Origin of the sequence: Roseateles saccharophilus (genome assembly GCF_031458095.1) — a bacterium.
In the GTDB taxonomy this organism is placed as follows: Bacteria; Pseudomonadota; Gammaproteobacteria; order Burkholderiales; family Burkholderiaceae_C; genus Pelomonas; species Pelomonas saccharophila_A.
This window is the reverse complement of the sequence record NZ_JAVDXU010000001.1, coordinates 1,063,423-1,088,465: the sequence shown is the minus strand read 5'-3', so window position 1 is coordinate 1,088,465 and position 25,043 is coordinate 1,063,423. Positions and strand designations below refer to the sequence as shown.

Below are 25,043 nucleotides of genomic sequence, written 5' to 3'. Positions count from 1 at the left end.
CCGCCGCTGTTTCGCAGAAAATTTCCCCGCCCCTATCCTGGGGCGACGCCAACGGGCCGGCAGTGCTCGCGCGCGGACAAGGATGAACAGGGAGTTCCATGAATATCAGCTTCGCCGTTGGGCGCTTCGAGGCCCGAGCCCTTGCCATGGGCGGCTTGCAGCGGTCGCTGCGCTGGTTTGCCGCCGTGCTGGCGATGCTGGTGCTGACCGCCTGCGGCGGCGGAGGAGGTGGCGGCGATGCCGTCACCCAGCCCAGCCTGGCCATCACCCAGCAGCCCGCCGACCAGCGCGTCGTGACGGGCAGCGGGGCCACCTTCCGCGTCGCTGCCAATGGCGCCGCCAGCTTCCAGTGGCAACGCCTGGGCGCCGATTCGCAATGGGTGGACATCGCCGGTGCCACGCTGGCCGAGCTGGTGCTGACCGGCCTGACCGAGGCCGACAACGGCCGCCAGTACCGCGCTCAGGTCAAGGCCGGCGCCGTGGTGCTGACCAGCTCCGCGGCCACGCTCAGCGTGACGCCGCCCGTTCCGGCAAGCGTGGCCGTGCAGCCGAGCGACGTGCAGGCGCGCGTGGGCCAGGCGCCGAGCCTCAGCGTCACTGCCGGCGGCACCAACGTCGCCTACCAATGGCAGAGCAGCAGCGACGGCCTGGCGTGGGCCGATGTGGCCGGTGCCACGACCGAGACGCTGACCCTGCCCACCGCCACCCTGGCCGACAGCGGCAAGCTCTACCGCGTGGTGGTGCGCAACAGCCTGGCGAGCGTGACCTCGCGCGCCGTGACGCTGAGCGTGCTGCCGGCGCTGGCCAAGCCGCTGTTCACGGCCCAGCCGCAGGACCGCAGCGTCGTGGCCGGCGACGGCACCACCTTCACGGCGACTGCCAGCGGCGAGCCGGTGCCGACGCTGCAATGGGAAACCAGCCTGGACGGGCAATCCTGGTCGCCGGTGAGTGGCGCGACGACCTCCACGCTGGCTGTGAACGCGATTGCGCAGGCCGACAACGGCCGCCGCTACCGGGCAGTGGCCACCAACGCCCAGGGCAGCGAAACCAGCGCCGTGGCACGGCTGACGGTCATCGCGCCCGTGGCGCCGACCTTCGTGCGCCAGCCCCAGGCGGCGACGGTGAATCTGGCCCAGGCCGTGGCCTTCGAGGTCGAGGCCAGCGGCACCCCGACGCCGACCCTGCAGTGGCAGGTCAGCCTGGACGATGGCAAGACCTTTACCAACATCAACGGCGCCACCGGCACGCGCCTGGAGCTGTCGACCACCGTTGCGGCGGACGATGGCAAGCTGTTCCGCGTCGTCGCCGACAACCGCCTGTGGAGCATGCTTTCCTCCACGGCAAAACTGACGGTGCAGACGGCGCCGGAAGTGACGCTCCATCCCAAGGACGTGGTCTCGGGCATCAGCCAGTCTTCCGTGACCTTGACGGTGGCCGCGTCGGGCAAGCCGGCGCCCAGCGTGCAGTGGCAGTCCAGCCGTGATGAAGGCGCGACCTGGCAGGACATCTCCGGCGCAACGGCCGCGAGCTACACCTGGTCACCCAGCCGTGCCGACGACCTGCAGCTGCTGCGCGCCAGGTTCAGCAATGTGGTGGGTTCGGCCTACAGCAATGCCGCCCGCATCCGCAAGGCGCGCTGGGTGGCGGTGTCGCCCAGCTTCGTCGGCAGCGCGCTGCTCGCCGTGCGTTGGCTCGACACCAAGGTCGCGGTGGCCGTGGGCCACCTGGGGGTCATCGTCCGCACCGCCGACGGTGGTGCGAGCTGGCAGTTCGCGCAGGAACCCATGGCCGGTCGGCCACGGTATTCGCAGCTCGCCGTGCTCGATGCGCGCACCGTGCTGGCCGCCGGCGACAACGGCACCCTGATGCGTTCCGAGGATGCCGGCCTGACCTGGCGCCCGATCACCATCCCGACGACCGGCTGGGTCTATTCGCTGTCGTTCCGCAACGCCAGCATCGGCGTGATGAGTGCCAAGAACGGTGCCTTCCGCAGCGTCGACGGTGGCCTGACCTGGACGCCCCTGGCTTCCGTCGATGCGGCCCGGCCGTTCGAAAAGTTGAGCGGCATGGCGCTGCGCGGCCAGCAGGGTTTCGCCATCGGCGAGGACAACTGGTTCCGCAGCAGCGACGGCGGCGCGACCTGGAAGGCGGTGGATCTGCCGCAGTCCTTCCTGGCCTTCGTGCCCACCACCAGCACGGAGGTTGTCTACCTCGACGACCAGACGCTGATGGCCAGCGGCCGCAAATTCGCGCGCAGCAGCGATGGCGGCGTGACCTGGCAGGAATTGCCGGCGGTGCCGGGCACCAACAGCACGCCGTATGCGCTGCGGTTCACCCCGGATGGCAAGATCGGCTTCGATGCATGGGGCGGTGTGCGCTCCGTCGACGGCGGCAAGACCTGGGTCAAACGCAGCAGCCCGCACATGCTCACCGACGTGGCCTTCTCGACGGAAGGCCTGGCGCTGGGGGTCAACTCCCACGGCGAAATCAGGCAGAGCAGCGACCTGGCCGACACCTGGAGCAAGCCCTACGGCAGCCAGGGCCTGGACGGTGTCCAGTTCTGGGGTATCGAGTTCCCGGACAACGATGCACGCGGCATCGCCTTCGGCAACGTGGGGGGCAAGATGAGCTTGTTCCAGACGACCGATGGCGGCCTCCACTGGCAGCCGTTGCAGCAGTTCAACGTCAACTCGATCTACAACCCGAGCAGCGTGTCCTTCGCCGATGCCCAGGTCGGCATGGTGGCCCAGTCCAACGGACCGCTGCTGCGCACCACCGATGGCGGGCGCAGCTGGACCCAGCTGCCGGCGCCACCGATCAGCAGCGAGAACGGCTTGAGCGGCGGCAACAGCGTGCTGGCGATGGTCGACCGGAACACGGCGGTCATGATTGCCGAAGACGGGGCCTGGCGCACGGCGGACGGTGGCAGCAGCTGGACCCGCACCCTGGCCGTCAGCTACCCGCGCTACCTCGGCCTGTACGCGGTGGCTGCGCGCGGCAACAGGGTGCTGGCCGTTGCCAACGACGGCCACGTTCACCGCAGCATGGATGGCGGCAAGACCTGGAGTGCAGGCGCCTACCCCGACACTCGCGGCGTCTACGTCGCCTGGGCCAGCGATTCGACGGTTTTCATCCTGGACGCCCTTGGTGCGCTGAACCGCAGCGACGATGCCGGCCAGACCTGGCGCCGGGTGAGGACGCAGCCGGTCCCGATGGAGAACTTCTTCACCATCCGCTTCTCGGCGGACGGGCAGACCGGCATCATGGCCAGCCATGCAGCCGTGTATCGCAGCAGCGATGGCGGAGAGACCTGGAATCGCGATGTCGACTTCCTGGTCGAGGGCTTCTGGCTGACACCGGGCTTCACCGGCTCCCGCCAGCCAGTCCTGGTGGGCGGTGACGGCCGGGTGTTCGTCGGCAACGGCTATTGAGCCAGGGGATCACTCTCGTCGCAGCAGCGTCAACCCGATCAGCCGCGACACCACGGCCGCGAGATACATGACGCCGACGAACATCTCCAGGCTGCACAGCGCGCGGGCCAGCGGCCGCAGCGGGATGACATCGCCGATGCCGGTGCTGGACAGCAGCGCGAAGCTCAGGAACATCAGCTCCGTCCAGCTGCGTGGCTGCTCTGCATTGACTGCGGCCGAGAAGCTGCCGGGCTGCAGCGACTGCAGCACCACGAAGCTGTAGGCAAAGCCCCAGGCCAGCAGCGTGAAGCTGGCGCCGGCGGCGAACAGCTCGTCCGTCGTGGCGTGCATGTCGCCCATCATGTAGGCGACGAGGCTGCCCGCGGCGTAGAAGTAGAACAGGGCCTCCAGCGCCGCCGACCAGGGCAGCAGCCAGTGCATGTCCAGCAGGCCCTGCAACAGCAACAGCACGATGGCTGGCAGGGCGAGGCAGACGCTCAGCCAGGTCAAGCCGGGCGTGCGGCGCACCATGCCGGTCGTGAACACCAGCACCACGATGCCGAAGGCGCTCAGGGCCAACGGGCCGGCGCGCGTGGACTCGAGCAAGGGGTAGAGCAGCAGGCCGGTGAGCTGCACAAGGAGCAGCACGGCCGAGGGATGGCGACGCGTGAGGGCGAGGAGTTCCAGGTGACGGCCGGGCATGGCGGCATTCTGCGTCTGGCGTTGCTCGTCATCGGTGGCTCACGCTCAACTTGCGCGTCACGCGGATGCCGCATGTCGGTACGCGTCATTGACAGTAATTCCGGAACAGTCCGTTCCAGCGTCCCGGTCTTTTGATCTCAGGACCGTCCCCGATGTCCTGGCCTGTGCGGTGGCGCTTCAGCGACCGCAAGACATCCAAGGACATGACCATGAAGTACAAGACTTTCGCCCTCTCCGCCCTGGCCCTGGCCGCCAGTTCCGCCACCTTGGCCCAGTCCTCGGGTCCGCAGGTGACGCTCTACGGCATTCTTGATGCCAATGTGCAGGTGCTCGACGGCGCGTCCACGCTGACGCGCGTGCAGTCAGGTGGACTGCAAGGTTCGCGCTTCGGCCTGCGCGGCAGCGAGGACCTCGGCGGTGGACTGAAGGCCTTCTTCACGCTGGAGTCGGGCATCAATGTGGATGACGGCAGCTATGGCCAGAATGCCTTCTGGGGCCGCCAGGCCCTGGTGGGCCTCGCCACACCCTACGGCAAGGTGTCGCTGGGCCGCCAATACGGCAGTGTCTACACGCTGACGAATGAGTTCAGCCAGTTCTCCAACGTCGGCACCGGCGCCAGCACCGCCGTCATTGGCGGCTTCGGCGGCTACGAGCCTGTGCGCGGCAGCAATGGTTCTGCCACCGGCAATGGCGGCCCGGCCCGGGTCAACAACTCGGTGAAGCTGGAGTCGCAGAACTACGGCGGCTTCAGTGCCGGTGCGCTGTGGGGCATGGGCGAGGTGGCGGGCGACACCAAGGGCAACCGCGTTGCCGACATCTATGGCCGCTACACCGGCCACGGCGTCGACGCCATGCTGTCCATCGTGGACGACAAGGCCGACGCGCTCGGGCAGAACCTGCGCACGGTGTCCGCTGCCGCGGCCTACGACTGGAACAACTTCCGCTTCAACGGTGGCCTGATGGAAGTCAACGACCGCACGCTCGCCGACCGCGACGGCAAGGGTTACTGGCTGGGTGCCAGCTACCGCATGGGCCAGCACTTGTTCAAGGGCCAATACGTCGAGAGCAAAAACGACGGCGCTCTGGCCGACGGCAAGACCCAGGCCTTTGGCGTGGGCTACCAGTACGACCTTTCCAAGCGCACCGCGCTGTACAGCTCCCTGACTCGCTTCAAGAACGACGGCGTGGGCTATGTGGACCGTGCGGCCGGCTCCATCCCGGTGGGTCTGACCAACGCGAGCGACCGCAACCTGACCGAGGTCGTGGCCGGCATCCGCCACAGCTTCTGAATTGACCTTTCCTCCTAGGCACGCGATCCCATCCCCGCGTTGCTTTTGGCCCGCCTCCCCCGAGGCGGGCTTTTTTGTTCCGGCCACGCCGCGGCCCGAGTCAGGATGCTGCTTGCAATCGAGAATGATTCTCATTACAGTGGAGCATGCCTGCTGATCCCCAGTCCCCCCAACCCCCGGCACGGCCCACGCCTGCCGCCCAGGGCGTGGGCGAGGCCCGCCGCATCGACAGCGCCACGCTGCTCGGCAAGCGCGGTGAGGTGTTCATCGTCCACCATGAGCAGGTCTACCGCCTGCGCGTCACCTCGCTCGGCAAGCTCATCCTGACCAAGTAAGCCTGATCTCGCGCCAGCCAGCCGTCGCCCGCCAGCGTTCCCCTTCCGGAGACCCCTGAATGGCCGACCTCTGCTGCGCCGCGCACGCTGCGCTTCCTCACACCACCGGTTCGCGCCGTCGTCGCCTATGGGAATTGGGCAGCCATGCGCATTGCCCTGTCGTCGGCGTCTGCGTACCGCTGGAGCGTGTTCGCGTGCTCGCGAAGAAGCTGTTGGTGCTGCAAGGCGACGAGGACGACTACACGCTGCACTGCAGCCTCGTCACCGCCGCTGCGCGCCGCAACGCGGTGTCCGAGGCGCTGCAGAAGGACCTGGAGCAACGGTTCGCCCTTGACGTGCGCAGTGCTGTCCAGGCCAAGTGTCGCGACAGCCTGATGATCTGGTGGCGCAACCGTGCCGCCCAGGGCGAGATTGCCGGCGCGCTTTGGGCAACGCTGACGCATGCGCGTTGCGACGAATGGCTGGAGATGCGCGTGCTCGGCCAGGTCCACATGCTGCAGCACCAAGTTGGCGCCGCTCAGCGCATTGATGTGGCCCGCCACCGCGAGCTGGCCATCGAGCACCAGGCGCTGGCGCGCGACTACGCCGAGGTGCAGCAGCGCGTCACCAGCTGGAGCTTCGAACGCGCCCGCGAGCAGCAGGCCTGGGAGCAGGAGCGCATGCAGTTGCGCGCCGCCCAGATCAGCCTGCAGACCCAGCTGGCCCAGGCCAACGAGCAGCTCGCCCATTGGCAGGCTGTGCGGCCCGACCTGCCCGAACGCGAGGCCCTGCGCGAGCGCCTGGCCGAGCAGCTGGGACGCAACCAGGCGTTGCAGCGTGAGGTCAACCGGCTCGCATCGCGCCAGCCGGCGGAGACCGCGGAGCCGGCAGCGCCGGTAGAGGAGGCGCTGCCCGACGAACCGGTCAAGCTGGAACGCCGCGTCGTGCTCTGCGTCGGCGGGCGCGGCGGCAGCGTGCCGCAATACCGCCAGGCGGTGGAGGACTGCGGCGCGCAGTTCCTGCATCACGATGGCGGCAGCGAGCACAAGCCCGCCCAGTTGGAGCCCCAGCTCGCGGCGGCCGATCTGGTCATCTGCCAGACCGGCTGCATCAGCCACGACGCTTACTGGCGCGTGAAGGACCACTGCAAGCGCCACGGCAAGCGCTGTGTCTTTGTCGAGACGCCCAGCCGCAGCGCTTTCGAGCGTGCGCTGACGCAGGTGGCCATGGAGACCCCATGAGTCCGGTGCTGCAGCCCGAGGCCTGACGGGCTCGGGCTCTCGTCAGAGCTTGTAGTCCAACGTGACCGCGTAGTTGCGTGGCTCGTTGTAGAGCGCGCCGTAGGCCAGGCCGCGGATGATCTTCTTGTCGAACAGGTTGTTGACATTGAGCCTCACGGTGGCGCGGTCGGTCACGTCATAGGCGGCGAAGGCGTTGACCAGCGCATACGAGTCCTGGCGCGCACCGCCCTTCTTGCTGATGTCGGACTGCCAGCGGCCGGCCACGCCGAGATTCAGCCGGGGCAGGGCGGGCAGCCGGGTGTCAACCAGGAAGTTGACCGTGGTGCGCGGTATCCACTCGTAGGTGTCGTTGCCATCCGGCCCCTTGAGGCGGAGATGGGTGGCGCCCAGCGTGAACCGGGTGTCTTTGACGATGCGACCGCTGGCTTCGAACTCGATGCCCCTGGACTTCACGTCCCGGCCCTCGTAGTAGTCCATGGGCTGGTTGTTGTTGTCCGGGTCGGGCTTGGTGCCGGCCACGGTGGCCAGGCCATGCTGCTCGGCGCGGAAGACGGCCAGCGTCGTCAGCAACTGCTTGTTGAACCATTCGGCCTTGACGCCCAGCTCCCGGTTCACGCCCTTCATTGGCGCCAGATAGGTCTTCAGGTCGATGCCCTTCTGGTCCTGGTTCTGAAAGATGTCCGAGTGCGAAACATAGGCCAGCACATTCGGCGTGATGTCATAGGTCAGGCCGAAATAGGGGCTGGTCTCCCGGGTGGCGGGGTAGACCGGGTCGCCGGGCGAGACGCTGCCATAGCGCGAGCTGCCGGTGCGCACCAGCTTGATGGCGTTGATGCCGACGATGGCCTTGACCTGGTCGGTCAGCGCCAGGCGAGTGGCAGCGTAGAAGCGCGTCAACGTCTGCTCGCCGCCCGAAGCCGGCGAGAACTCGCCCCAGACCGGCTCGGGATAGGCATTGCCCGGGTAGGGGAAGGTCGGCAAGGGCAGGAACTGGTATTTGGTCGTGTCGTAGGACTGTGTGTCGGTCTTGGCTTCCTGGTGGGAGCGGCTGATGCCGGCGATCAGCGTGTGCGAGCGGCCGAAGGCTTCGAAGCGGCCGTTGACGCTGGCGTCGAACAGCTGGTTGTCGGTGATGACCCGGCTGCTGTAGGGCCAGCCGTAGAGGCCGGTGTTGTCGTTGTTCAGGCCTGCGCCGAAGGGGAAGGCGTAGAACAGCCGTGCCGCCTCCTTGGCGTGGCGCACGTTGTAGGTCAGCTTGGCTTCCCAGTCGGGATTCAGCGCCTGCGCGTATTCGACGAAGGCGTTGCTGGAGCGGATGTTCCAGAAGGTCCAGTCCTGCGAGGTGGACGACGACGCGGGGAAGTCGGCCAGACGGCCGTCGGCGTAGACGAGGGTCAGCGAACCCCACATCGGCGAGCGCTGTTTTGCGTCCTGGAAGGTCGCGCCAATGGTCAGCACGCCGTTGTCGCCAATCTGGCCGTCGACGACGCCATAGATCGTCGAGCGCTTGTCGTGCAGGGCGCGGACATAGGAGTCCTTGTCCTCGTCAGCGGCCACGAGGCGGCCGGCCCAGGAGCCGTCGCTGCTGAAGACCTTGTTGTAGTCCAGCGCGACGCGGCGCATGTCGTAGGAGCCGGCGCTGACGCTGATCTCGCCGCCGTCCTTGTTGGTCGGGCGCTTGCGCACGTAGTTGATGGTGCCCGACGCATTGCCCACGCCGGTCAGCAGGCCGTTGGCGCCGCGGATCAGCTCGATGCGCTCGAAGAAATAGGTGTCCTGACGGCCGACGACCGTGCCCCAGTCATTGCTCATGCCGACGCCGTCGACCTGCGTCAACTGGATCTCGAAGCCGCGCGAGTTGAAGGTGGCGCGGTTGGTCTCGTACTGCTCGACATTGATGCCGGTGGCCAGCGACAGGGCCTCGTTGCTGCCGGTCAGGCCGAAGTTGGCCAGGTCTTCCTTGTCCAGGGTGCTGATGCTCTGCGGCGTGTCCTTGAGCTCCATCGGCAAGCCGGTGGCGCCCTTGGAGATGTGGTTGGCGCGCTTGCCCGTCACGACGACGGATTCGATCTGCTGGGTGGGAGCCTGGGCCTGGGCGATGGCGTCGCCCCACACCGCGCAGGTCGCGGCGGCGGCGCAGGCGCTCATCAGGAATTTGTTCTGCATGGGAAAGCCTGGGGGATGGGAGGCATGGCAGCGCCCGAGCGGCGTAGCGGTCCACCCCGGTTGGGGAGGAAAACGCCGCCATCATAAATACAAATGCGAATGATTCGCATGTAGATTGGCATAAAATAATCAGACTTTTAGTCGGCGTCCCATCGACCCGCCGGCCGCGCAGGAGATCGCATGTCCTCTCATTTCCGCCGCGTCTGGGCCTGGCCCGTGGCGTTGGCCGTCCTCACCGCGACGGGCCTGGTCAGCGCCCTGGTCTCCGACAGCTGGGGCGACGGCTGGTCCTGGTTCGCGCTGGGCCTGCCGTTGCTCGTCGGCACGCGTCACAGCCTGTGCAAGGCCAAGCCATGACCGCCCGCTCCCTGCGCGTCTGGGCCTGGCTGCACAAATGGAGCAGCCTGATCTGCACCGCCTTCATGCTGCTGCTGTGCCTGACCGGCCTGCCGCTGATCTTTGCGCATGAGATTGCCCACCTGACGGGCAAGGCCGTCGAACTGCCCGAGGCCCAGGCCAAGTCCGGCCTGGCGGCGCTGGACGCCGTCGTCGCGGCCGGCCGCGCACGCCATCCGGAGCGCATCGTGCAGTACGTGTCCCCCGACGAGGAGGACGCCCGGCTCTGGTATGTGACGCTGACGCCCACGCCCGACCCGACCGACGACTACCGCTCCGTCGCCGTGGACGGCCGCAGCGCCACGGTGCTGGCGGAGCCCCGCTTCGACGAAGGCTTCATGTACTGGATGACGCGGCTGCACATCGACCTCTTCGCCGGCCTGCCCGGCAAGTTGTTTCTCGGCTTCATGGGCCTGCTGCTCGTCATCGCCATCGTCTCCGGCGTCGTGCTCTATGCGCCCTTCATGCGCAAGCTCGCCTTCGGCAGCGTGCGCCAGGCCAGCGGCCCGCGCACGCGCTGGCTGGACCTGCACAACCTGCTGGGCATCGTCACGCTGGTGTGGGCCCTGGTCGTCGGCGCCACGGGCGTCATCAACACCTGGGCCGATCTGCTGATCAAGTACTGGCAGTACGACCAGCTCAGCAGCCTGCTCGCGCCGTACAAGGGCCAGCCCCTGGTGCCCGAGTCCGAACGCGCGCCGCTGCAGCGCACGCTGACGGCTGCGCAGGCCCATCTGCCGGACAAGAAGCTGAGCTTCATCGCCTTCCCCGGCACCGCCTTCTCCAGCCCCCACCATGTCACCTTCTTCATGAAGGGCAACACGCCGCTGACGGCCAAGCTGCTGCAGCCGGTGCTGGTGGACGCACGCAGCGCCGAGGTGACCGTGGCACCCGCGCTGCCCTGGTATGTGACGGCGCTGCTGGTGTCCCAGCCCCTGCACTTTGGCGACTACGGTGGCATGCCGATGAAGATCATCTGGGCCTTGCTCGACGGGGTCACCATCCTCGTGCTGGGCAGCGGCCTCTACCTGTGGCTGAAGAAGCGACGCCAGTTGCCTGCCGCGGCGCGCGCCTTGATACAGCCCGAAGCCACTGTTTAGGATTTGCGGGGAACTCCCCCTGGCGGCTGGCCGGCCGCCCCCGCAGACTGGGGCGGTCCGCCACTCGCCGTCCCGTCATGGCCACCGTCCCCTCGCCGCACCAGCTGTCCCGTCGCGCCATTGCCCTCGTCCTGGCCGGCGGCCGCGGCTCCCGCCTCAAACAGCTGACCGACTCACGCGCCAAGCCGGCCGTCTACTTCGGCGGCAAATTCCGCATCATCGACTTCGCGCTCTCCAACTGCGTCAACAGCGGCATCCGACGCATCGGCGTCGTCACGCAGTACAAGAGCCATTCGCTGCTGCGCCACATCCAGCGCGGCTGGAGCTTCCTGCGCGCCGAGCTGAATGAGACGGTCGACCTGATGCCGGCCCAGCAGCGCGTCGACGAAGAGAGCTGGTACCGCGGTACGGCCGACGCGGTGTTCCAGAACCTGGACATCATCCAGAGCACCGGCGCCGACTACATCGTCGTGCTGGCGGGCGACCACATCTACAAGATGGACTACTCCAGCATGCTGGTCGACCATGTGGCGACCGGCGCGGGTTGCACGGTGGGCTGCATCGAGGTGCCCAAGGGCGAGGCCAGCGCCTTTGGCGTGATGGCCGTGGACGACACGCGCCAGATCACCGCCTTCAAGGAAAAGCCCGCCGACCCGCCCTGCATTCCCGGCCGTGAGGGCGTCTGCCTGGCCAGCATGGGCATCTATGTCTTCAATGCCGACTATCTCTACCGCCTGCTGGCCGAGGACCTGGCTGATGCCAGCTCGAGCCACGATTTCGGCAAGGACGTGATCCCCAAGGTCGTGGCCGAAAACCGCGCCGTGGCTCATCCCTTCGGCATGAGCTGCATCATGAACCCCAATGGCGCCACGCCCTACTGGCGCGATGTCGGCACGCTGGACGCCTTCTGGGCCGCCAATCTGGACCTGGCCTCGATCAGCCCCGAGCTCGACATCTACGATACCGACTGGCCGATCTGGACCTATCAGCGCCAGCTGCCGCCGGCCAAGTTCATTCCCGACCACAACGGCATGCACGGAATGACGGTCAACACCATCGTCAGCGCGGGCTGCATCGTGTCGGGCTCGCATGTCGTGCAGTCGGTGCTGTTCAACAACGTGCGCATCCGCTCCTTCTGCAACATCCATCAGTGCGTGCTGCTGCCGGGCGTCGAGATCGGGCGGCATTGCCGACTGACCAAGGTCATTGTTGACCGCGGCTGCGAGATCCCCGACGGCCTCGTCGTCGGCGAGGACGCGGCCCTGGATGCCGAGCGCTTCGAGCGCACGGAGAATGGTGTCGTGTTGATCACCAAGCAGATGCTGTCCAGGCTGTGACGAGAGTTCTCCAGGTCAGCGCGGAGCTGTTCCCGCTGCTGAAGACGGGCGGCCTGGCCGACGTGGCGGGAGCCTTGCCCGCCGCATTGGCAGCGGCGGGCGCCGAGCCGCGCCTGCTGGTGCCGGGCTTTCCGGCCATCCGCGAATCGCTGACGAATGAATGCGCCGTCGCGCCCGTTGCCCTGCCATGGAGCGAGGGCAGGGCGGCGCTGCTGCGGGGCCGCCTGCCGGGTTTCGACGTGCCCGTCTACGTGCTGGACGCGCCCGGCCTCTTCGACCGCCCCGGCAACCCCTATGGCGATGCCGTCGGCGTGGCCTATGCCGACAACCACCGGCGCTTTGCGCTGCTGGGCCTGGCCGCGGCGCGCCTGGCCGAAGGTGTGGACGCCTCGTGGCGCCCACAGATCGTGCATGCCCACGACTGGCATGCCGGCCTGGCCTGCGCCCACATCGCCGCCAGCCACTCCCGCCGCCGCACCGAGGCGCGCACGGTCTTCACCGTTCACAACCTCGCCTACCAGGGGCTGTTCCCGGCCGAGCAGTTCTGCGACCTCGGCCTGCCGCCGGCCCACTACGCCGTCGAGGGCGTGGAGTTCTATGGGCAGGTGAGCTTCATGAAGGCCGGCCTGCATTTCGCCGACGCGATCACGACGGTCAGCCCGACCTATGCCCGCGAGATCCAGACACCGGAACAGGGCTGCGGCCTCGACGGCCTGCTGCGCCATCGCGCCGATGTGCTGCAGGGCATCCTGAATGGCGTCGACTACGTCGTCTGGTCGCCCGCCCACGATCGCAGCATTGCCCAGGCCTACAGCGCCGACAGCCCTGAGGGCAAGGCAGCCTGCAAGACCGCGCTGCAGCGCGAATGCGGACTGGAGGTGAAAGCCGACGCGCCGCTGTTCGGCATCGTCAGCCGCCTGACCGAGCAGAAGGGCCTGCCCCTGGTGTTGGAGGCGCTGAACGACCTCATCGATGCTGGCGGCCAGCTTGTCATCCTTGGCAGCGGCGACGCGCGCCTGGAAGCCGAGTTTGCCGCTGCCGCCGCGAGGCACCCGGGCCAGGTGGCCCGCCGCACCGGCATGGACGAAGGCTTGGCCCACCGCATCTATGCCGGCAGCGACGTGATGCTGGTGCCCAGCCGCTTTGAGCCCTGCGGCCTGACCCAGCTCTACGGCCTCAGCTATGGCGCTTTGCCGCTGGTGCATCGCGTCGGCGGCCTGGCCGACACCATCGTCGACACGACGCTGGAGGATCTCGCTGCCGGTACGGCAACGGGCTTTGTATTCAACGCCTTCAACGTCGACGCCTACCGCCGCGCGCTGCGCCGCGCGTTTGCGCTATGGAGTCGCCAGGAGTATTGGGCTCGCGTGCGTGAGGCGGCGATGCGCCAGCATTTTGGCTGGGACGACGCCGCCGTGCGCTACCTGGGCGTGTATCGCGAAGTGATCCCGGTGGGTGGGTTCTGAGCCATCATCCCGTCATGAGCCAACCCGTCCCTGACCGCATCCAGGACCTCCTCGACGCGCGCGTCACCGATTTCGCGCAGGCCGCTCAGCGCCACTTCCAGACCAATGATCTCGTCGTGCTGCTGGACTTCCGCGACAGCCCGGCCCAGCTCGAGGCCGTGGCACGCGGGGACCTCGTCGCGGCCGAGGAGCTGTCGCTCGACCTGAAGCTCAAGCTCTCCCGACCGGCCTCCGAACTCAAGGAAGAACATGGCTCGCCCGAGCAGTCCTTCTGGTTCATCGTGATCTTCGATGACGACGATGCGGAGTGCGGCGCGATCAATGCGTCGATGCTGGCGCCCTGACCTCAAACCGCCAGCGCAATGACCCCGGCGCCAATCAGCGCGGCGCCGGCAATTCGCCAGCCCCGCTCGCCTTCGCCCAGCAACTGCCCGCCCAGCAGCGCCGCAAACAGCATGGACACTTCGCGGGCCGGCGCCACGCGCGACAGCGGCGCCTCGCGCATGGCCAGCAGCACCAGGATGTAGGCCAGCGGTCCCAGGCCCGCGACGGCGAGCACGCCCTTCCATGAGCGGCGCAGCTCTGGCCAGAAGCTCTGCGGCTGGCGCAGCAGCGTCGGCAGCTGCAACGGCACGCGCAGCACATTGCCGAAGTAGTCCAGCATCAGTGGCGAGATGGCCAGCACCTTGACGGCATAGCCGTCCAGCACGGTGTAGCCGGCGATCAGCGTGCCGGTCGCCGCGCCCCAGTAGAGGCCATGGCGGCGGCGTCTGGCGGCCTCGGGTTCATGGGCTACGCCGCGGCCGATCAGGCGCGGGCCCATGGTGATGAGCAGGATGCCACCGACGACACCGGCCAGGCCCAGCGTGCCGCTGGCGCCCAGCTGCTCGCCCAGCAGCAGCACCGCGGCCACGGCCGACAGCAGCGGCCCGCTGCCGCGTGCCACCGGGTAGACCACCGTCAGGTCACTGGCGCGGTAGCCAGCGATCAGGCAGTTGAAATAGCCCAGGTGCACGACGGCGCTGGCGGCAACAAAGCCCCAGGCCAGCCAGGACCAGCGCGGCAACTCGTCCAGCCCGACCCACAGCACCGCGGGCAGCCACAGCACGCAGACGCCCAGGGCGCAGCTGAAGACGAAATGCGTGCCGCCGCCCCAGCGCTTGGCGGCGAGGTTCCAGACGGCGTGGAGGAGGGCGGCGGTGAGGACGAGGAGGAGGGCGTGGACCGGCATCAGTACATCAGTCGATCCGGCCGGATGTCGCGCAGGATGGTCGTCGCGATCTCTTCGATGGACTTGTGCGTGGACGACAGCCAGGAGATGCCGTCGCGCTTCATCATCGCCTCGGCCTCGTTGACCTCGTAGCGGCAGTTCAGCAAGTCGGCGTATTTGCTGCCGGGGCGGCGCTCATTGCGGATGGACGAGAGGCGCTCGGGGTCGATGGTCAGGCCAAAGCACTTGCGCTTGTGCGGCAGCAGCGGCGCCGGCAGCTTGCGGCGCTCGAAGTCTTCGGGGATCAGCGGGTAGTTGGCGGCCTTGATGCCGTGCTGCATGGCGAGATACAGCGACGTCGGCGTCTTGCCCGAGCGCGACACGCCGACGAGGATGACGTCGGCCACGTCGAGGTTGCGTGCTGACTGGCCGTCGTCATGGGCCAGCGAGAAATTGATGGCCTCGATGCGGTCGTGGTACTCCTTGCTCTCGGCCACGTCCGAGAAGCGCCCCACGCGGTGGTTGCTCTTGATGCCGAACTCGTCTTCCAGCGGTTCGATGAAGGTGCCGAACATGTCCATGACCTTGCCCTGGCAATGCTCGCGCACGACCTTGAGCACGTCGCGGTCCACCAGCGTGGCGAAGACGATGGGGCGCTGGCCTTCGCGCATGGCGACTTCGTTGATCTCGGCGACGACGGCGTGGGCCTTCTCGGCCGAATCGATGAAGGGTCGGCGCACATGCCGGGCCTTGATGGAGAACTGGGCAAGGATGGAGTTGCCGAAGGTCTCGGCGGTGATGCCCGTGCCGTCAGAGACGAAGTAAACGGTTCTGGCGGTCATGGCTACTGCTCGCGAAGTTCAGGGCGAAGCCATGATAGCGAGGCCTACTCGCCCTTGAGCTTGCCGATCAGCTCGCGCATGACGGCGCTTTCCTCGGCGGGCAGCAGGCCGGCGCGCAGCAGGGACTCGCGCTCGAGTTCGCGCAGCCGCCATTCGAGTTCGCCCACCACCGTCATGAGCTCGACCTGCAGCTCGGGATCCCGCTGCTCGGCCAGGCCTGCGACGAGGGCGTCGGGGTCGTGCGTATCCAAGCCGGTGCTGGAGAAGGCGGTCTGGATGCGCAGCAGGCGCTGCAGGCCGGCCTCCAGCACGGCGCGCAGGCCCGGCCGCGCGGCGGCAATGTGCTTGTCGATCCAGGGCCGGGCTTCGCGAAAGCGCTCGAGGGTGGACGCGATGCCGATGACCCGCGGGATCGCGGACTCCAACGGCATGGGGTCGGCCACGACGGCTGCCGGCGAGGTGTCCGCCAGCGCGGCTGCGGCAATGGCCTCGGTCAGCTCGCGGCTGAATTCGCCGGGAATGAGGCGGGTGGCGACGCTGGCGCGCGTGATCGGCGTCATGCTGGTCTCGATGAGGGCCATCAGCCATTCGGCGGCGGCCAGGATCTGGCCGTTCAGGGGCAGGGCCGTGCCTTGGACGCCGCGCGGATAGCCAAAGCCGTCCAGCCTCTCGTGGTGGTGCAGAACTGCGCTGGCGATCTCCTTGCCGGCGCCCGGCATATTGCGCAGCACGCGCTCGGCAACGATGGGGTGGGAGGCCACGTGGCGCCATTCTGGTGGGCCTAGCGGCGTCCCGGGGCGCATGAACTGCGGGTCGATATAGAGCTCGCCCACGTCGTGCAGCAAACCGGCCAGGGCCAGCATGCGATGGCGCTCGGTCTCGCCGGGCAGCATTCGCCGGGCGAGCGCAAGGGCCAGCATGGCCACGCCGGCCGTGTGCTTGAGCCGTTCTCCCTGATGTTCGGCATAGACGGTCAGCAGCGACTGCACCGGAATGCTGAGCTTGAGGGTGGCCAGCGTCTTCGGGGCGCTGGGGTAGAGGTCATGAGCGCAAAGGGCCTTGAGCAGTGGGTGCTGCTCGAAGAGAGCCTCGCCCAGGGGGCCGAAGCTCTCGGGCATGACGCCCTGGGTGACCTGGATGCAATCCTCCAGGGGCTTTTGCAGCTTGTGCATCAGCAGGCGCTCGCGCACCTTGTCGTTGATCCGGGCGCCCTTGGCGAGCAGCTTGATGCCGTTCTGGCTGACGATGTCCTCGGCAGCCTCGACTGCGCGCGACTCCGACACACGGATCACATGATCCAGGTAGTGCGGGTTGACTTCTTCCGGGGCGGTTTCGTCGGCGGTCACGCGGACATTGTGCACAGGCTCGCCCCTGGGGCGCTTGATATGAATCAGTCGCTTGACAACGTTTTCACGACACCCTCAAAGAGGGGGCACGGCGGCGCGGGCGGACTTATTGCACGGCCTTTCTTCGTACCCGGATGAAACCCGCAGCCTAGAATCCGCCGCAATTCCTCGCGATCAGCCCATGCGCGCCTCCCTCCTCCTAGAAGAATCCAGAAATGGACGGAGCTGCGCTTGCCTTGAGCCTGGCTCGGCATTGGGCGCGGACGACGCGACGACACCGGTTTTTCAACCTCCCGGAGTTTTCCCATGTCCACCCTGTTCGAGGCGACCGCCCTGGTCGTACCGTTTGAGAACCTGAGGATGAGCGATGTCGAGGCAGTTGGCGGCAAGAACGCCAGCCTCGGCGAAATGATCTCGCAGCTCGCCGCCAGCGGCGTGCGCGTCCCCGGAGGGTTCGCCACCACGGCGCATGCCTTCCGGCAGTTCCTCAAGCATGAGGGCCTGGACGCGCGCATTGCGGCGCGCCTGTCCACGCTCAACACCGACGACGTCCGCGCGCTGGCCGAGGCCGGCGCCGAGATTCGTGGCTGGATCGAGAACCAGCCCTTCCCGGCCGACCTGGAGGCGGGCGTGCGCGCCGCCTACGCGCAGCTGACGGCCGACAACCCCGACGCGACCTTTGCCGTGCGCTCCTCCGCCACGGCGGAGGACCTGCCGGACGCGTCCTTCGCCGGCCAGCAGGAGACCTTCCTGAACGTGCACGGCATCGACGAGGTGCTGCACAAGATGCGCGAGGTCTTCGCCTCGCTGTACAACGACCGCGCCATCAGCTATCGCGTGCACAAGGGCTTTGCCCATGGCGACGTGGCCCTGTCGGCCGGCGTGCAGCGCATGGTGCGCAGCGACCTCGGCTCGGCCGGCGTCATGTTCACCATCGACACCGAGAGCGGCTTCCAGGAAGTCGTCTTCATCACCTCCAGCTATGGCCTGGGCGAGACGGTGGTGCAGGGGGCCGTGAATCCCGACGAGTTCTATGTCCACAAGCCTGCGCTGAAGGCGGGCAAGCTGGCCATCATCCGCCGCAACCTGGGCTCCAAGCTGCTGCGCATGGAGTTCGCGTCGCCCGAGGAAAAGGCCGCTTCCGGCAAGCTCGTGAAGACGGTGGACACGGTGCCCGAGCACCGCAACCGCTACTCGCTGAACGACGCCGAGGTCACCGAGCTGGCCCAGTACGCCATGATCATCGAGCAGCACTATGGCCGCGCGATGGACATCGAATGGGGCCGCGACGGCGTCGACGGCAAGCTCTACATCCTGCAGGCCCGTCCCGAGACGGTGAAGAGCCAGGCCGCCGGCCAGGTCGAGCACCACTACAAGCTCAAGGCCCACAGCGCCGTGCTGGCCGAGGGCCGCGCCATCGGCCAGAAGATCGGCACCGGCCCGGTCCGCCTGGTCGACAGCGTCGCCGAGATGGAGCGCGTGCAGCCGGGCGACGTCCTCGTCACCGACATGACCGACCCGAACTGGGAGCCGGTCATGAAGCGCGCCAGCGCCATCGTGACCAACCGCGGCGGCCGCACCTGCCACGCGGCCATCATTGCGCGCGAGCTGGGCATCCCGGCCGTCGTCGGCTGCGGCGATGCGACCGAAAAGCTCAAGGACGGCCAGCTCGTCACCGTCGCCTGCTCGGAAGGCGACACCGGCTACATCTACGACGGCCTGCTGGAGACCGAGATCAGCGAGGTGCACCGCGGCCAGCTGCCCTACTGCCCCATCAAGATCATGATGAACGTCGGCAACCCGCAGCTGGCCTTCAATTTCGCGCAGATGCCCTCGGGCGGCGTGGGCCTGGCTCGCCTCGAGTTCATCATCAACAACAACATCGGCGTCCACCCCAAGGCCATCCTGGACTATCCCAACATCGACGCCGACCTGAAGAAGGCCGTCGAGTCGGTGGCCCGCGGCCACGCCTCACCGCGCGCCTTCTATGTGGACAAGCTGGCCGAAGGCATCGCGACGATTGCCGCCGCCTTCTTCCCGCGCCCCGTCATCGTGCGCCTGTCGGACTTCAAGTCCAACGAGTACCGCAAGCTCATCGGCGGCAGCCGCTACGAGCCGGACGAAGAGAACCCCATGCTGGGCTTCCGCGGCGCATCGCGCTACATCAGCGGCGACTTCCAGGACGCCTTCGCGATGGAGTGCGAGGCCCTCAAGCGGGTGCGCAAGGAGATGGGCCTGACCAACATCGAGATCATGGTGCCCTTCGTGCGCACCGTGAAGCAGGCCGAGAAGGTCGTCGCGATGCTGGCCGACCGCGGCCTCAAGCGCGGCGTTGACGGCCTGCGCGTCATCATGATGTGCGAGGTGCCGAGCAACGCCATCCTGGCCGAGCAGTTCCTGGAGCATTTCGATGGCATGTCCATCGGGTCCAACGACCTGACGCAGCTGACGCTGGGCCTGGACCGCGACTCCGGCCTGGAGCAACTGGCGGGCGACTTCGATGAGCGCGACCCGGCCGTCAAGGCCATGATCTCGCGCGCCATCCGCGCCTGCCGCGCCACCGGCAAATACATCGGCATCTGCGGCCAGGGCCCCAGCGACCACCCGGACTTCGCCGACTGGCTGGCCGAGGAGGGCATCGTGTCCATCTCCCTGAACCCCGACACGGTCATCGAGACCTGGCAGCGTCTCGCGGCCAAGTAAGGCTTCGCGATTGACGAGCAGCCCGGGTTCTCCGTAAGGGAGCCCGGGCTTTTTTATTGCCATGATCGCGGCCGTGCCCGCCCGCCACCTCCACCGCCGCTATTTCCTTTTCGCACTGAGCTTCATCGCGCTGGTGGTCGGCCTGGGCCTGGCCGAGCAGCGCGGCCTGCCCAAGGCCTGGATCGGCTACACCTTCCTGGGCGCGACCGTTCTCGTCTACGCCGTCATCGGCATCCTGTGCCGCACCACCGACCCGGCCGAGTATTTCGTCGCCGGCCGGCGCGTGCCGCCGCTGTACAACGGCATGGCGGCCGGCGCCGACTGGATGAGTGCCGCGACCTTCATCGGCCTGGCCGGCACCCTCTACGCCAGCGGCTATGCGGGCCTGGCCTATGTGCTGGGGTGGACCGGCGGTTTCGTGCTCGTGGCCCTGTGCATCGCGCCCTATCTGCGCCGCTTCGGGCAGTTCACGCTGGGTGACTTCCTCGCCGAGCGCTTCGACAGCCGCGCGCTGCGCATCGTCGGGGCCTGCGCCGCCATCCTGGTGTCCTTCGTCTACCTGGTGGCGCAGATCTACGGCGTCGGCCTGATCACGACGCGGCTGACGGGCCTGGGCTTCGAGGTCGGCGTCTTCGTCGGCCTGGGCGGCGTGTTGGTCTGCTCCTTCCTGGGCGGCATGCGGGCCGTCACGTGGACCCAGGTGGCCCAGTACCTCATCATGATCCTGGCCTATCTGGTGCCGGTCATCTGGCTCAGCGTCAAGCAGACCGGCTGGCCGCTGCCCCAGCTCGTCTACGGCCAGCAACTGCACCAGCTGGCCGAGCGCGAGCGCGAGCTGATGCGCGACCCGGGCGAGCTGCAGGTGCGCGCCATCCACCAGCAGCGCGCCGATGCCGCCGCCGCGCGCCTGGCCGATGTGCCCCAGGCCCTGGCCGACGAGCAGGCGAGGGCGGCGGCCCAGGTCGCGGCCCTGAAGGCACAGGACGCGCCGCTGGCCCGCATCCAGGTAGCCGAGAAGCAGCGCGCGGCCCTGCCGCGCACGCCGCCCGAGGCCGAGGAGCGCTGGCGGCGCGAACAGGCCAGCGAGGCCCTGCTGGCCCAGCCGCTGTCGGGCCTGGTGCCCCACACCCAGCCCTTTGCCGGCAACCCCGACGGCAGCCCGCCCGAGCGCGAGCAGGCCAGCGCGGCGCGGCGCAACTTCATCGCCCTGGCCCTGTGCCTGATGGTCGGCACGGCCGGCCTGCCGCATCTGCTGACGCGCTACTACACGACCAGTTCGGTCAGCACGGCGCGCCAGTCGGTGGCCTGGTCCCTGGTCTTCATCTGCCTGCTCTATCTGACGGCGCCGGCCCTGGCCGTCATGGTCAAGACCGAGGTTTTCAACGGCCTGGTCGGCACGGCCTTCGACCAGCTGCCGGCCTGGATACGCCAGTGGCAGCGCGTCGACCCGGCCCTGCTGTCGGCCGTGGACCTGAATGGCGACGGCCGTCTGCAACTGGGCGAGCTGCGCCTGCATCCCGACCTCGTCATGCTGGTCATGCCCGAACTCGGCGGCCTGCCCTATGTCATCTCCGGCATGGTGGCGGCCGGCGGGCTGGCGGCGGCGCTGTCCACGGCGGACGGTCTGCTGCTGGCCATTTCCAGCGCGCTGTCCCACGACCTCTACTACAAGGCCGTCAACCCCGAAGCCTCGCGCACGCGGCGGGTGACGCTGTCCAAGGCCCTGCTGCTGGCGGCGGCGCTGGCGGCGGCGGCGGTGGCCTCCAGCCGGCCAGCCGACATCCTGGCGGTCGTCACGGCCGCCTTCTCCATTGCCGGCTCGACCTTCTTCCCGGCCCTGGTCGCCGGCGTGTTCTGGCGCCGCGCCAACCGTGCGGGCGCGCTGGCGGGCATGCTGGCCGGCCTCATCGTCTGCCTGGGTTATCTCTTCATGGCCCATCCCGGCGCGCGGGCCCTGATCGGTCTGCCCGGGCCGGCGACGCTGATCTGGGACATCCAGCCCGCCTCGGCCGGTCTTTTCGGCGTGCCCGCTGGCGCCCTGCTGCTTGCCATCGTCAGCCTGCTGACGCCCGCGCCCAGCCAGCGCGACCGTGACTTCATTGACAGCCTGCGCAGCCGTCCAGGCGTCTGAAGCCCCTCGCCCAGTCCTGCCCCGCTGTACGCGGGCAGGGCTAGTCGGTCCCCCGAGGGGACGGCGATGCTTGCCGGCTCGACCGTCAAGCACATCGCCAGAGTGGGCCGGCTAGGGAGCGGCCCGGCGCTCGGCCCGCAAAACCAATGATCGCCGTCAGCCTGGATTTGGCCGTTTTCGCCTTCCAGGCTAGAATCCTTGGTTCCCCCTTGCCGCACCGCGTGTAGACGCCGTGGCGCGGCTTCCACAGACCGACAGTTCATTCCGACAACGCCGGGCTGGAATCCACAAGGAGTCAATATGCGTCACTACGAAATCGTTCTGCTGATCCATCCGGATCAAAGCGAACAAGTTCCGGCCATGCTGGAGCGTTACAAGGGCCTGATCACCACCGGTGGTGGTGTCGTGCACCGAGTCGAGGACTGGGGCCGTCGCCAGATGGCTTACCTGATCCAGAAGCTCGCCAAGGCCCATTACCTGTGCCTGAACATCGAGTGCAGCAAGGAAGTCCTGGCTGAGCTCGAGACCGGCTTCCGCTTCAACGACGCCGTGCTGCGCCACCTCACCGTGGTCCAGGACAAGGCCATCACGACCCCCTCGGTCATGATGAAGGCCGTCGAGCGCGAAGAAGCCCGCAAGGCTCCGCAACAGGAAGCGGCCTGAGCACTGCTCATCGCTGAAGAACCAGGTTTTTCGAGCAGCGTGCCTACGGAGTGAACCAGCTTCACCTGCAGGCGCAGATCCAGCAACTCGGTCTGATCCGTTACACCCCCGCCGGGCTGATGGCCCTGGACGCAAGCCTCAAGGCCGAGTCCGAAGTCATCGAAGCCGGCAAGCCGCGCAAGATCTCCCTGGAGATCAAGGCGGTCGCGGTGGGCGAGGTGGCCAAGCAGTTGCAGGCGCTGGGAGTCGGTGGCACCGCGATCTTTCGCGGCTTCCTGACCCACCAGCGCAACGGCCGGGGCTTCATCGCCCACGTCACCGTGATCGAACCCGCTGCTTCCTAGAACCCGGAATTTATTGAATCCGGATAGATTTAACAGAGGTCCAACATGCCCCCTCTTCGTGGCAAAGGTCGCTTCTCCAAGGACAAGAAGCCCAAGCGCAACCAACAATCGTTGCTGTTCCGTCGCAAGCGTTTCTGCCGCTTCACCGTCGCCGGTGTCGAGCAGATCGACTACAAGGACATCGACACCCTGCGCGATTTCATCTCCGAAAACGGCAAGATCACGCCCGCTCGCCTGACCGGCACGCGCGCCTTCTTCCAGCGTCAGCTGACGGTGTCCATCAAGCGTGCGCGCTTCCTGGCCCTGCTGCCGTACAGCGACCAGCACAAGGTCTAAGGAGCTGACGACATGCAAGTGATCCTGCTCGAAAAAGTGGCCAACCTCGGCAACCTCGGCGACGTCGTCAAGGTCAAGGACGGTTATGCCCGCAACTTCCTGATCCCGACCAAGGCCGCTCGCCGCGCCACCGAGTCCGCGATCAAGGAATTCGAAGCCAAGCGCGCCGAACTCGAAAAGATCGCCGCCGCCAAGCTGGCCGAAGCCCAGAAGCTGGGTGAGAAGCTGGCCGGCACCACGGTTCGCATCGCCCAGAAGGCCGGTGTCGATGGCCGCCTGTTCGGCTCCGTCACCAACGCCGACATCGCTGACGCGCTGACCAAGGCCGGCACCGCCGTCGCCAAGTCGCAAGTGCGCCTGCCCAACGGCCCGCTGAAGGCCGTCGGCGAGTTCCCGGTGAGCGTTGCCGCCCACACCGACGTGGTCGTGGAAATCACCGTCCAGGTGGTTGCCGAAGCCGAGTAAATCTCGCTTCCCCTGATGGCGCGGTGACACTTGGTCGCCGCATCATCCAACGAAGGCCGATACCCTCAGGGTTTCGGCCTTCGGTCTTTATGGTCTGAGTTGTCCCGCTCAACCCACCGGTCACACCCAGCTCGTCCACAGGTTTGTCCACAGGCATGTCCGCGATCTTCCCTGCTTCCTCCTCCGCCGCACCGCATGACGATGAGGTCTCGCGCCTGCGCGTGCCGCCGCACTCGGTCGAGGCCGAGCAGAGCGTGCTCGGTGGCCTGCTGATCGACAACTCGGCCTGGGACCGCGCTGCCGACCTGCTGACCGAGAGCGACTTCTATCGCTTCGAGCACAAGCATGTCTACACGGCCGTCGGCAAGCTGATCAACGCGGGCAAGCCGGCCGACGTCGTCACCGTCTTCGACGAGCTGACCTCGGTGGGCCGTGCCGAGGAGTGCGGCGGCCTGGCCTATCTGAACGCGCTGGCCCAGAGCGTGCCAAGTGCCGCCAACCTGCGCCGTTATGCCGAGATCGTTCGCGAGCGGGCCATCCTGCGCAAGCTGGTCTCCACGTCCGACGAGATCGCCACCGCCGCGATGAACCCGCAAGGCCGCGCCGTCACGCAGATCCTGGACGAGGCCGAGGGCAAGATCTTCAAGATCGGTGAAGAAGGCTCGCGCAGCAAGCAGGGCTTCCAGGCCATCGATCACCTGATGATCGCGCTGATGGATCGCGTCAACGAGCTGGCCGAGAGCGGTGCCCAGGACGTGACCGGCGTGCGCACCGGCTTCTACGACCTGGACCGCCAGACGGCCGGCCTGCAGCCCGGCGACCTCATCGTGCTGGCGGCCCGCCCCTCCATGGGCAAGACGGCCTTCGCCGTCAACATCGCCGAGAACGTCGCCATCAGCGAAGGCCTGCCCGTCGTCATCTACTCGATGGAAATGGGCGCCGCCCAGCTCGCCCTGCGTATGGTGGGCTCCATCGGCCGCATCGACCAGAGCCATCTGCGCACCGGCCAGCTGAAGGATGACGAGTGGGGCCGCCTGGCCGAAGCCGTCGACAAGCTCGGCAAGTCCAGCATCTTCATCGACGAGAGTCCGGGCCTGAGCCCTTCGGAAGTGCGCGCCCGTGCGCGCCGCCAGGCCCGCATCTGCGGCCAGCTCGGCCTCATCGTCATCGACTACCTGCAGCTGATGTCCGGCAACGGCGGCGGCAGCGAGGAAAACCGCGCCACCGTGCTGGGTGAAATCTCGCGCGGTCTGAAGGCACTGGCCAAGGAGCTGAAGTGCCCGGTCATCGCGCTGTCGCAGCTGAACCGCTCGGTGGAGCAGCGCCCCGACAAGCGCCCCATGATGTCCGACCTGCGCGAATCCGGCGCCATCGAGCAGGACGCGGACATCATCATGTTCATCTATCGTGATGAGTACTACACGAAGGATGAGTGCAAGGAGCCGGGCGTGGCCGAGATCATCATCGCCAAGCAGCGTAACGGCCCGGTGGGTACCGTGAAGCTCGCCTTTCAGCGCATGCACACCAAGTTCGAGAACCTCGCGCCCGGCTATGTGGGCGTGGAGCGCGACGAGTACTGATC

Annotated in this window: 21 protein-coding genes; 16 read left to right on the top strand and 5 right to left on the bottom strand. The window is 67.5% G+C overall.

From position 1 onward, the window contains the following. The first annotated feature begins 98 nt into the window (after nt 1–98). Nucleotides 99–3,431, top strand: coding sequence for a YCF48-related protein (locus J2X20_RS04940; protein ID WP_310261666.1), 3,333 nt, complete (start codon nt 99–101; stop codon nt 3,429–3,431). A gap of 9 nt (nt 3,432–3,440) precedes the next feature. Here J2X20_RS04940 and J2X20_RS04935 read toward each other — a convergent pair whose 3' ends face one another. Further along, a complete protein-coding gene (locus tag J2X20_RS04935; RefSeq protein ID WP_310261663.1) occupies nt 3,441–4,112 on the bottom strand; it encodes an ion channel in 672 nt (223 codons plus the stop codon). Nucleotides 4,113–4,321: 209 nt separating this feature from the next. On the opposite strand from J2X20_RS04935, the gene J2X20_RS04930 reads away from it, so the two are divergent. The 3 genes from J2X20_RS04930 to J2X20_RS04920 all read left to right on the top strand — a co-directional run bounded on the left by J2X20_RS04930 (nt 4,322) and on the right by J2X20_RS04920 (nt 6,956). Further along, nucleotides 4,322–5,401, top strand: coding sequence for a porin (locus tag J2X20_RS04930; RefSeq protein ID WP_310261660.1), 1,080 nt, complete (start codon nt 4,322–4,324; stop codon nt 5,399–5,401). A 146-nt stretch (nt 5,402–5,547) separates the two neighbouring features. Then, nucleotides 5,548–5,736, top strand: a complete 189-nt coding sequence (gene hemP, locus J2X20_RS04925; protein ID WP_310261656.1) for a hemin uptake protein HemP — start codon at nt 5,548–5,550, stop codon at nt 5,734–5,736. 59 nt (nt 5,737–5,795) lie between these two features. Further along, nucleotides 5,796–6,956: a DUF2325 domain-containing protein gene (locus tag J2X20_RS04920; protein WP_310261654.1), complete on the top strand. Its 1,161-nt coding sequence runs from the start codon at nt 5,796–5,798 to the stop codon at nt 6,954–6,956. 42 nt (nt 6,957–6,998) lie between these two features. Here the strand turns inward: J2X20_RS04920 and J2X20_RS04915 are convergent, their stop codons facing one another. Further along, nucleotides 6,999–9,122: a TonB-dependent siderophore receptor gene (locus tag J2X20_RS04915; RefSeq protein WP_310261651.1), complete on the bottom strand. Its 2,124-nt coding sequence runs from the start codon at nt 9,120–9,122 to the stop codon at nt 6,999–7,001. A gap of 180 nt (nt 9,123–9,302) precedes the next feature. Here J2X20_RS04915 and J2X20_RS04910 point away from each other — a divergent pair, with 180 nt between their 5' ends. The 5 genes from J2X20_RS04910 (at nt 9,303) to J2X20_RS04890 (ending at nt 13,765) form a co-directional block, all read left to right on the top strand. After that, on the top strand, nt 9,303–9,479 hold the full coding sequence (locus J2X20_RS04910; RefSeq protein ID WP_310261648.1) for a hypothetical protein: 177 nt from the start codon (nt 9,303–9,305) through the stop codon (nt 9,477–9,479). Continuing rightward, entirely contained in the window at nt 9,476–10,618 is a 1,143-nt protein-coding gene (locus J2X20_RS04905) for a PepSY-associated TM helix domain-containing protein (RefSeq protein ID WP_310261645.1), read from the top strand. The genes J2X20_RS04910 and J2X20_RS04905 overlap by 4 nt, the downstream gene beginning before the upstream one ends. A 77-nt stretch (nt 10,619–10,695) precedes the next feature. Then, nucleotides 10,696–11,955 (top strand): glucose-1-phosphate adenylyltransferase, encoded by a 1,260-nt coding sequence (gene glgC / locus J2X20_RS04900; RefSeq protein ID WP_310261642.1) that lies wholly within the window; start codon nt 10,696–10,698, stop codon nt 11,953–11,955. Beyond that, entirely contained in the window at nt 11,952–13,421 is a 1,470-nt protein-coding gene (gene glgA, locus J2X20_RS04895) for a glycogen synthase GlgA (RefSeq protein WP_310261640.1), read from the top strand. Before glgC ends, glgA begins: the two co-directional genes overlap by 4 nt. A gap of 14 nt (nt 13,422–13,435) precedes the next feature. After that, a complete protein-coding gene (locus tag J2X20_RS04890) occupies nt 13,436–13,765 on the top strand; it encodes a hypothetical protein (protein WP_310261638.1) in 330 nt (109 codons plus the stop codon). A gap of 2 nt (nt 13,766–13,767) precedes the next feature. Here the strand turns inward: J2X20_RS04890 and J2X20_RS04885 are convergent, their stop codons facing one another. The 3 genes from J2X20_RS04885 to J2X20_RS04875 are packed head-to-tail and all read right to left on the bottom strand — an operon-like array spanning nt 13,768 to nt 16,819. After that, a complete protein-coding gene (locus tag J2X20_RS04885; RefSeq protein WP_310261636.1) occupies nt 13,768–14,652 on the bottom strand; it encodes an EamA family transporter in 885 nt (294 codons plus the stop codon). Then, nucleotides 14,652–15,473: a posphoenolpyruvate synthetase regulatory kinase/phosphorylase PpsR gene (gene ppsR, locus J2X20_RS04880; protein WP_310261633.1), complete on the bottom strand. Its 822-nt coding sequence runs from the start codon at nt 15,471–15,473 to the stop codon at nt 14,652–14,654. Before ppsR ends, J2X20_RS04885 begins: the two co-directional genes overlap by 1 nt. A 44-nt stretch (nt 15,474–15,517) precedes the next feature. Continuing rightward, complete coding sequence (locus tag J2X20_RS04875) at nt 15,518–16,819, bottom strand: HD-GYP domain-containing protein (RefSeq protein ID WP_310261631.1); 1,302 nt, start codon at nt 16,817–16,819, stop codon at nt 15,518–15,520. A 306-nt stretch (nt 16,820–17,125) separates the two neighbouring features. Here J2X20_RS04875 and ppsA point away from each other — a divergent pair, with 306 nt between their 5' ends. The 7 genes from ppsA (at nt 17,126) to dnaB (ending at nt 25,041) form a co-directional block, all read left to right on the top strand. Next, the gene (gene ppsA, locus J2X20_RS04870) at nt 17,126–19,522 is read left to right on the top strand and encodes a phosphoenolpyruvate synthase (protein WP_310261629.1); all 2,397 of its coding nucleotides are present in this window, start codon (nt 17,126–17,128) and stop codon (nt 19,520–19,522) included. A gap of 73 nt (nt 19,523–19,595) precedes the next feature. Beyond that, on the top strand, nt 19,596–21,653 hold the full coding sequence (locus J2X20_RS04865) for a sodium:solute symporter family protein (protein ID WP_310261626.1): 2,058 nt from the start codon (nt 19,596–19,598) through the stop codon (nt 21,651–21,653). Nucleotides 21,654–21,953: 300 nt separating this feature from the next. Next, nucleotides 21,954–22,316: a 30S ribosomal protein S6 gene (gene rpsF / locus J2X20_RS04860; RefSeq protein WP_119045492.1), complete on the top strand. Its 363-nt coding sequence runs from the start codon at nt 21,954–21,956 to the stop codon at nt 22,314–22,316. A gap of 50 nt (nt 22,317–22,366) precedes the next feature. Beyond that, on the top strand, nt 22,367–22,660 hold the full coding sequence (priB, locus tag J2X20_RS04855) for a primosomal replication protein N (RefSeq protein ID WP_310261623.1): 294 nt from the start codon (nt 22,367–22,369) through the stop codon (nt 22,658–22,660). A gap of 45 nt (nt 22,661–22,705) precedes the next feature. Then, complete coding sequence (gene rpsR / locus J2X20_RS04850) at nt 22,706–22,996, top strand: 30S ribosomal protein S18 (RefSeq protein ID WP_119045494.1); 291 nt, start codon at nt 22,706–22,708, stop codon at nt 22,994–22,996. A gap of 12 nt (nt 22,997–23,008) precedes the next feature. Beyond that, nucleotides 23,009–23,461 carry a 50S ribosomal protein L9 gene (gene rplI, locus J2X20_RS04845; RefSeq protein WP_310261617.1) on the top strand — a complete coding sequence of 151 codons (453 nt, stop codon included), beginning with the start codon at nt 23,009–23,011 and terminating at the stop codon, nt 23,459–23,461. A 155-nt stretch (nt 23,462–23,616) separates the two neighbouring features. After that, nucleotides 23,617–25,041, top strand: coding sequence for a replicative DNA helicase (gene dnaB / locus J2X20_RS04840; protein ID WP_310261613.1), 1,425 nt, complete (start codon nt 23,617–23,619; stop codon nt 25,039–25,041). Nucleotides 25,042–25,043 lie beyond the last annotated feature (2 nt).

Coding starts and splice junctions, on each gene's coding strand:
- J2X20_RS04940 (WP_310261666.1), top strand. CDS start 99: ATGAATATCAGCTTCGCCGTTGGGCGCTTCGAGGCCCGAGCCCTTGCC.
- J2X20_RS04935 (WP_310261663.1), bottom strand. CDS start 4,112: ATGCCCGGCCGTCACCTGGAACTCCTCGCCCTCACGCGTCGCCATCCC.
- J2X20_RS04930 (WP_310261660.1), top strand. CDS start 4,322: ATGAAGTACAAGACTTTCGCCCTCTCCGCCCTGGCCCTGGCCGCCAGT.
- hemP (WP_310261656.1), top strand. CDS start 5,548: ATGCCTGCTGATCCCCAGTCCCCCCAACCCCCGGCACGGCCCACGCCT.
- J2X20_RS04920 (WP_310261654.1), top strand. CDS start 5,796: ATGGCCGACCTCTGCTGCGCCGCGCACGCTGCGCTTCCTCACACCACC.
- J2X20_RS04915 (WP_310261651.1), bottom strand. CDS start 9,122: ATGCAGAACAAATTCCTGATGAGCGCCTGCGCCGCCGCCGCGACCTGC.
- J2X20_RS04910 (WP_310261648.1), top strand. CDS start 9,303: ATGTCCTCTCATTTCCGCCGCGTCTGGGCCTGGCCCGTGGCGTTGGCC.
- J2X20_RS04905 (WP_310261645.1), top strand. CDS start 9,476: ATGACCGCCCGCTCCCTGCGCGTCTGGGCCTGGCTGCACAAATGGAGC.
- glgC (WP_310261642.1), top strand. CDS start 10,696: ATGGCCACCGTCCCCTCGCCGCACCAGCTGTCCCGTCGCGCCATTGCC.
- J2X20_RS04890 (WP_310261638.1), top strand. CDS start 13,436: ATGAGCCAACCCGTCCCTGACCGCATCCAGGACCTCCTCGACGCGCGC.
- J2X20_RS04885 (WP_310261636.1), bottom strand. CDS start 14,652: ATGCCGGTCCACGCCCTCCTCCTCGTCCTCACCGCCGCCCTCCTCCAC.
- ppsR (WP_310261633.1), bottom strand. CDS start 15,473: ATGACCGCCAGAACCGTTTACTTCGTCTCTGACGGCACGGGCATCACC.
- ppsA (WP_310261629.1), top strand. CDS start 17,126: ATGTCCACCCTGTTCGAGGCGACCGCCCTGGTCGTACCGTTTGAGAAC.
- rpsF (WP_119045492.1), top strand. CDS start 21,954: ATGCGTCACTACGAAATCGTTCTGCTGATCCATCCGGATCAAAGCGAA.
- rpsR (WP_119045494.1), top strand. CDS start 22,706: ATGCCCCCTCTTCGTGGCAAAGGTCGCTTCTCCAAGGACAAGAAGCCC.
- rplI (WP_310261617.1), top strand. CDS start 23,009: ATGCAAGTGATCCTGCTCGAAAAAGTGGCCAACCTCGGCAACCTCGGC.
- dnaB (WP_310261613.1), top strand. CDS start 23,617: ATGTCCGCGATCTTCCCTGCTTCCTCCTCCGCCGCACCGCATGACGAT.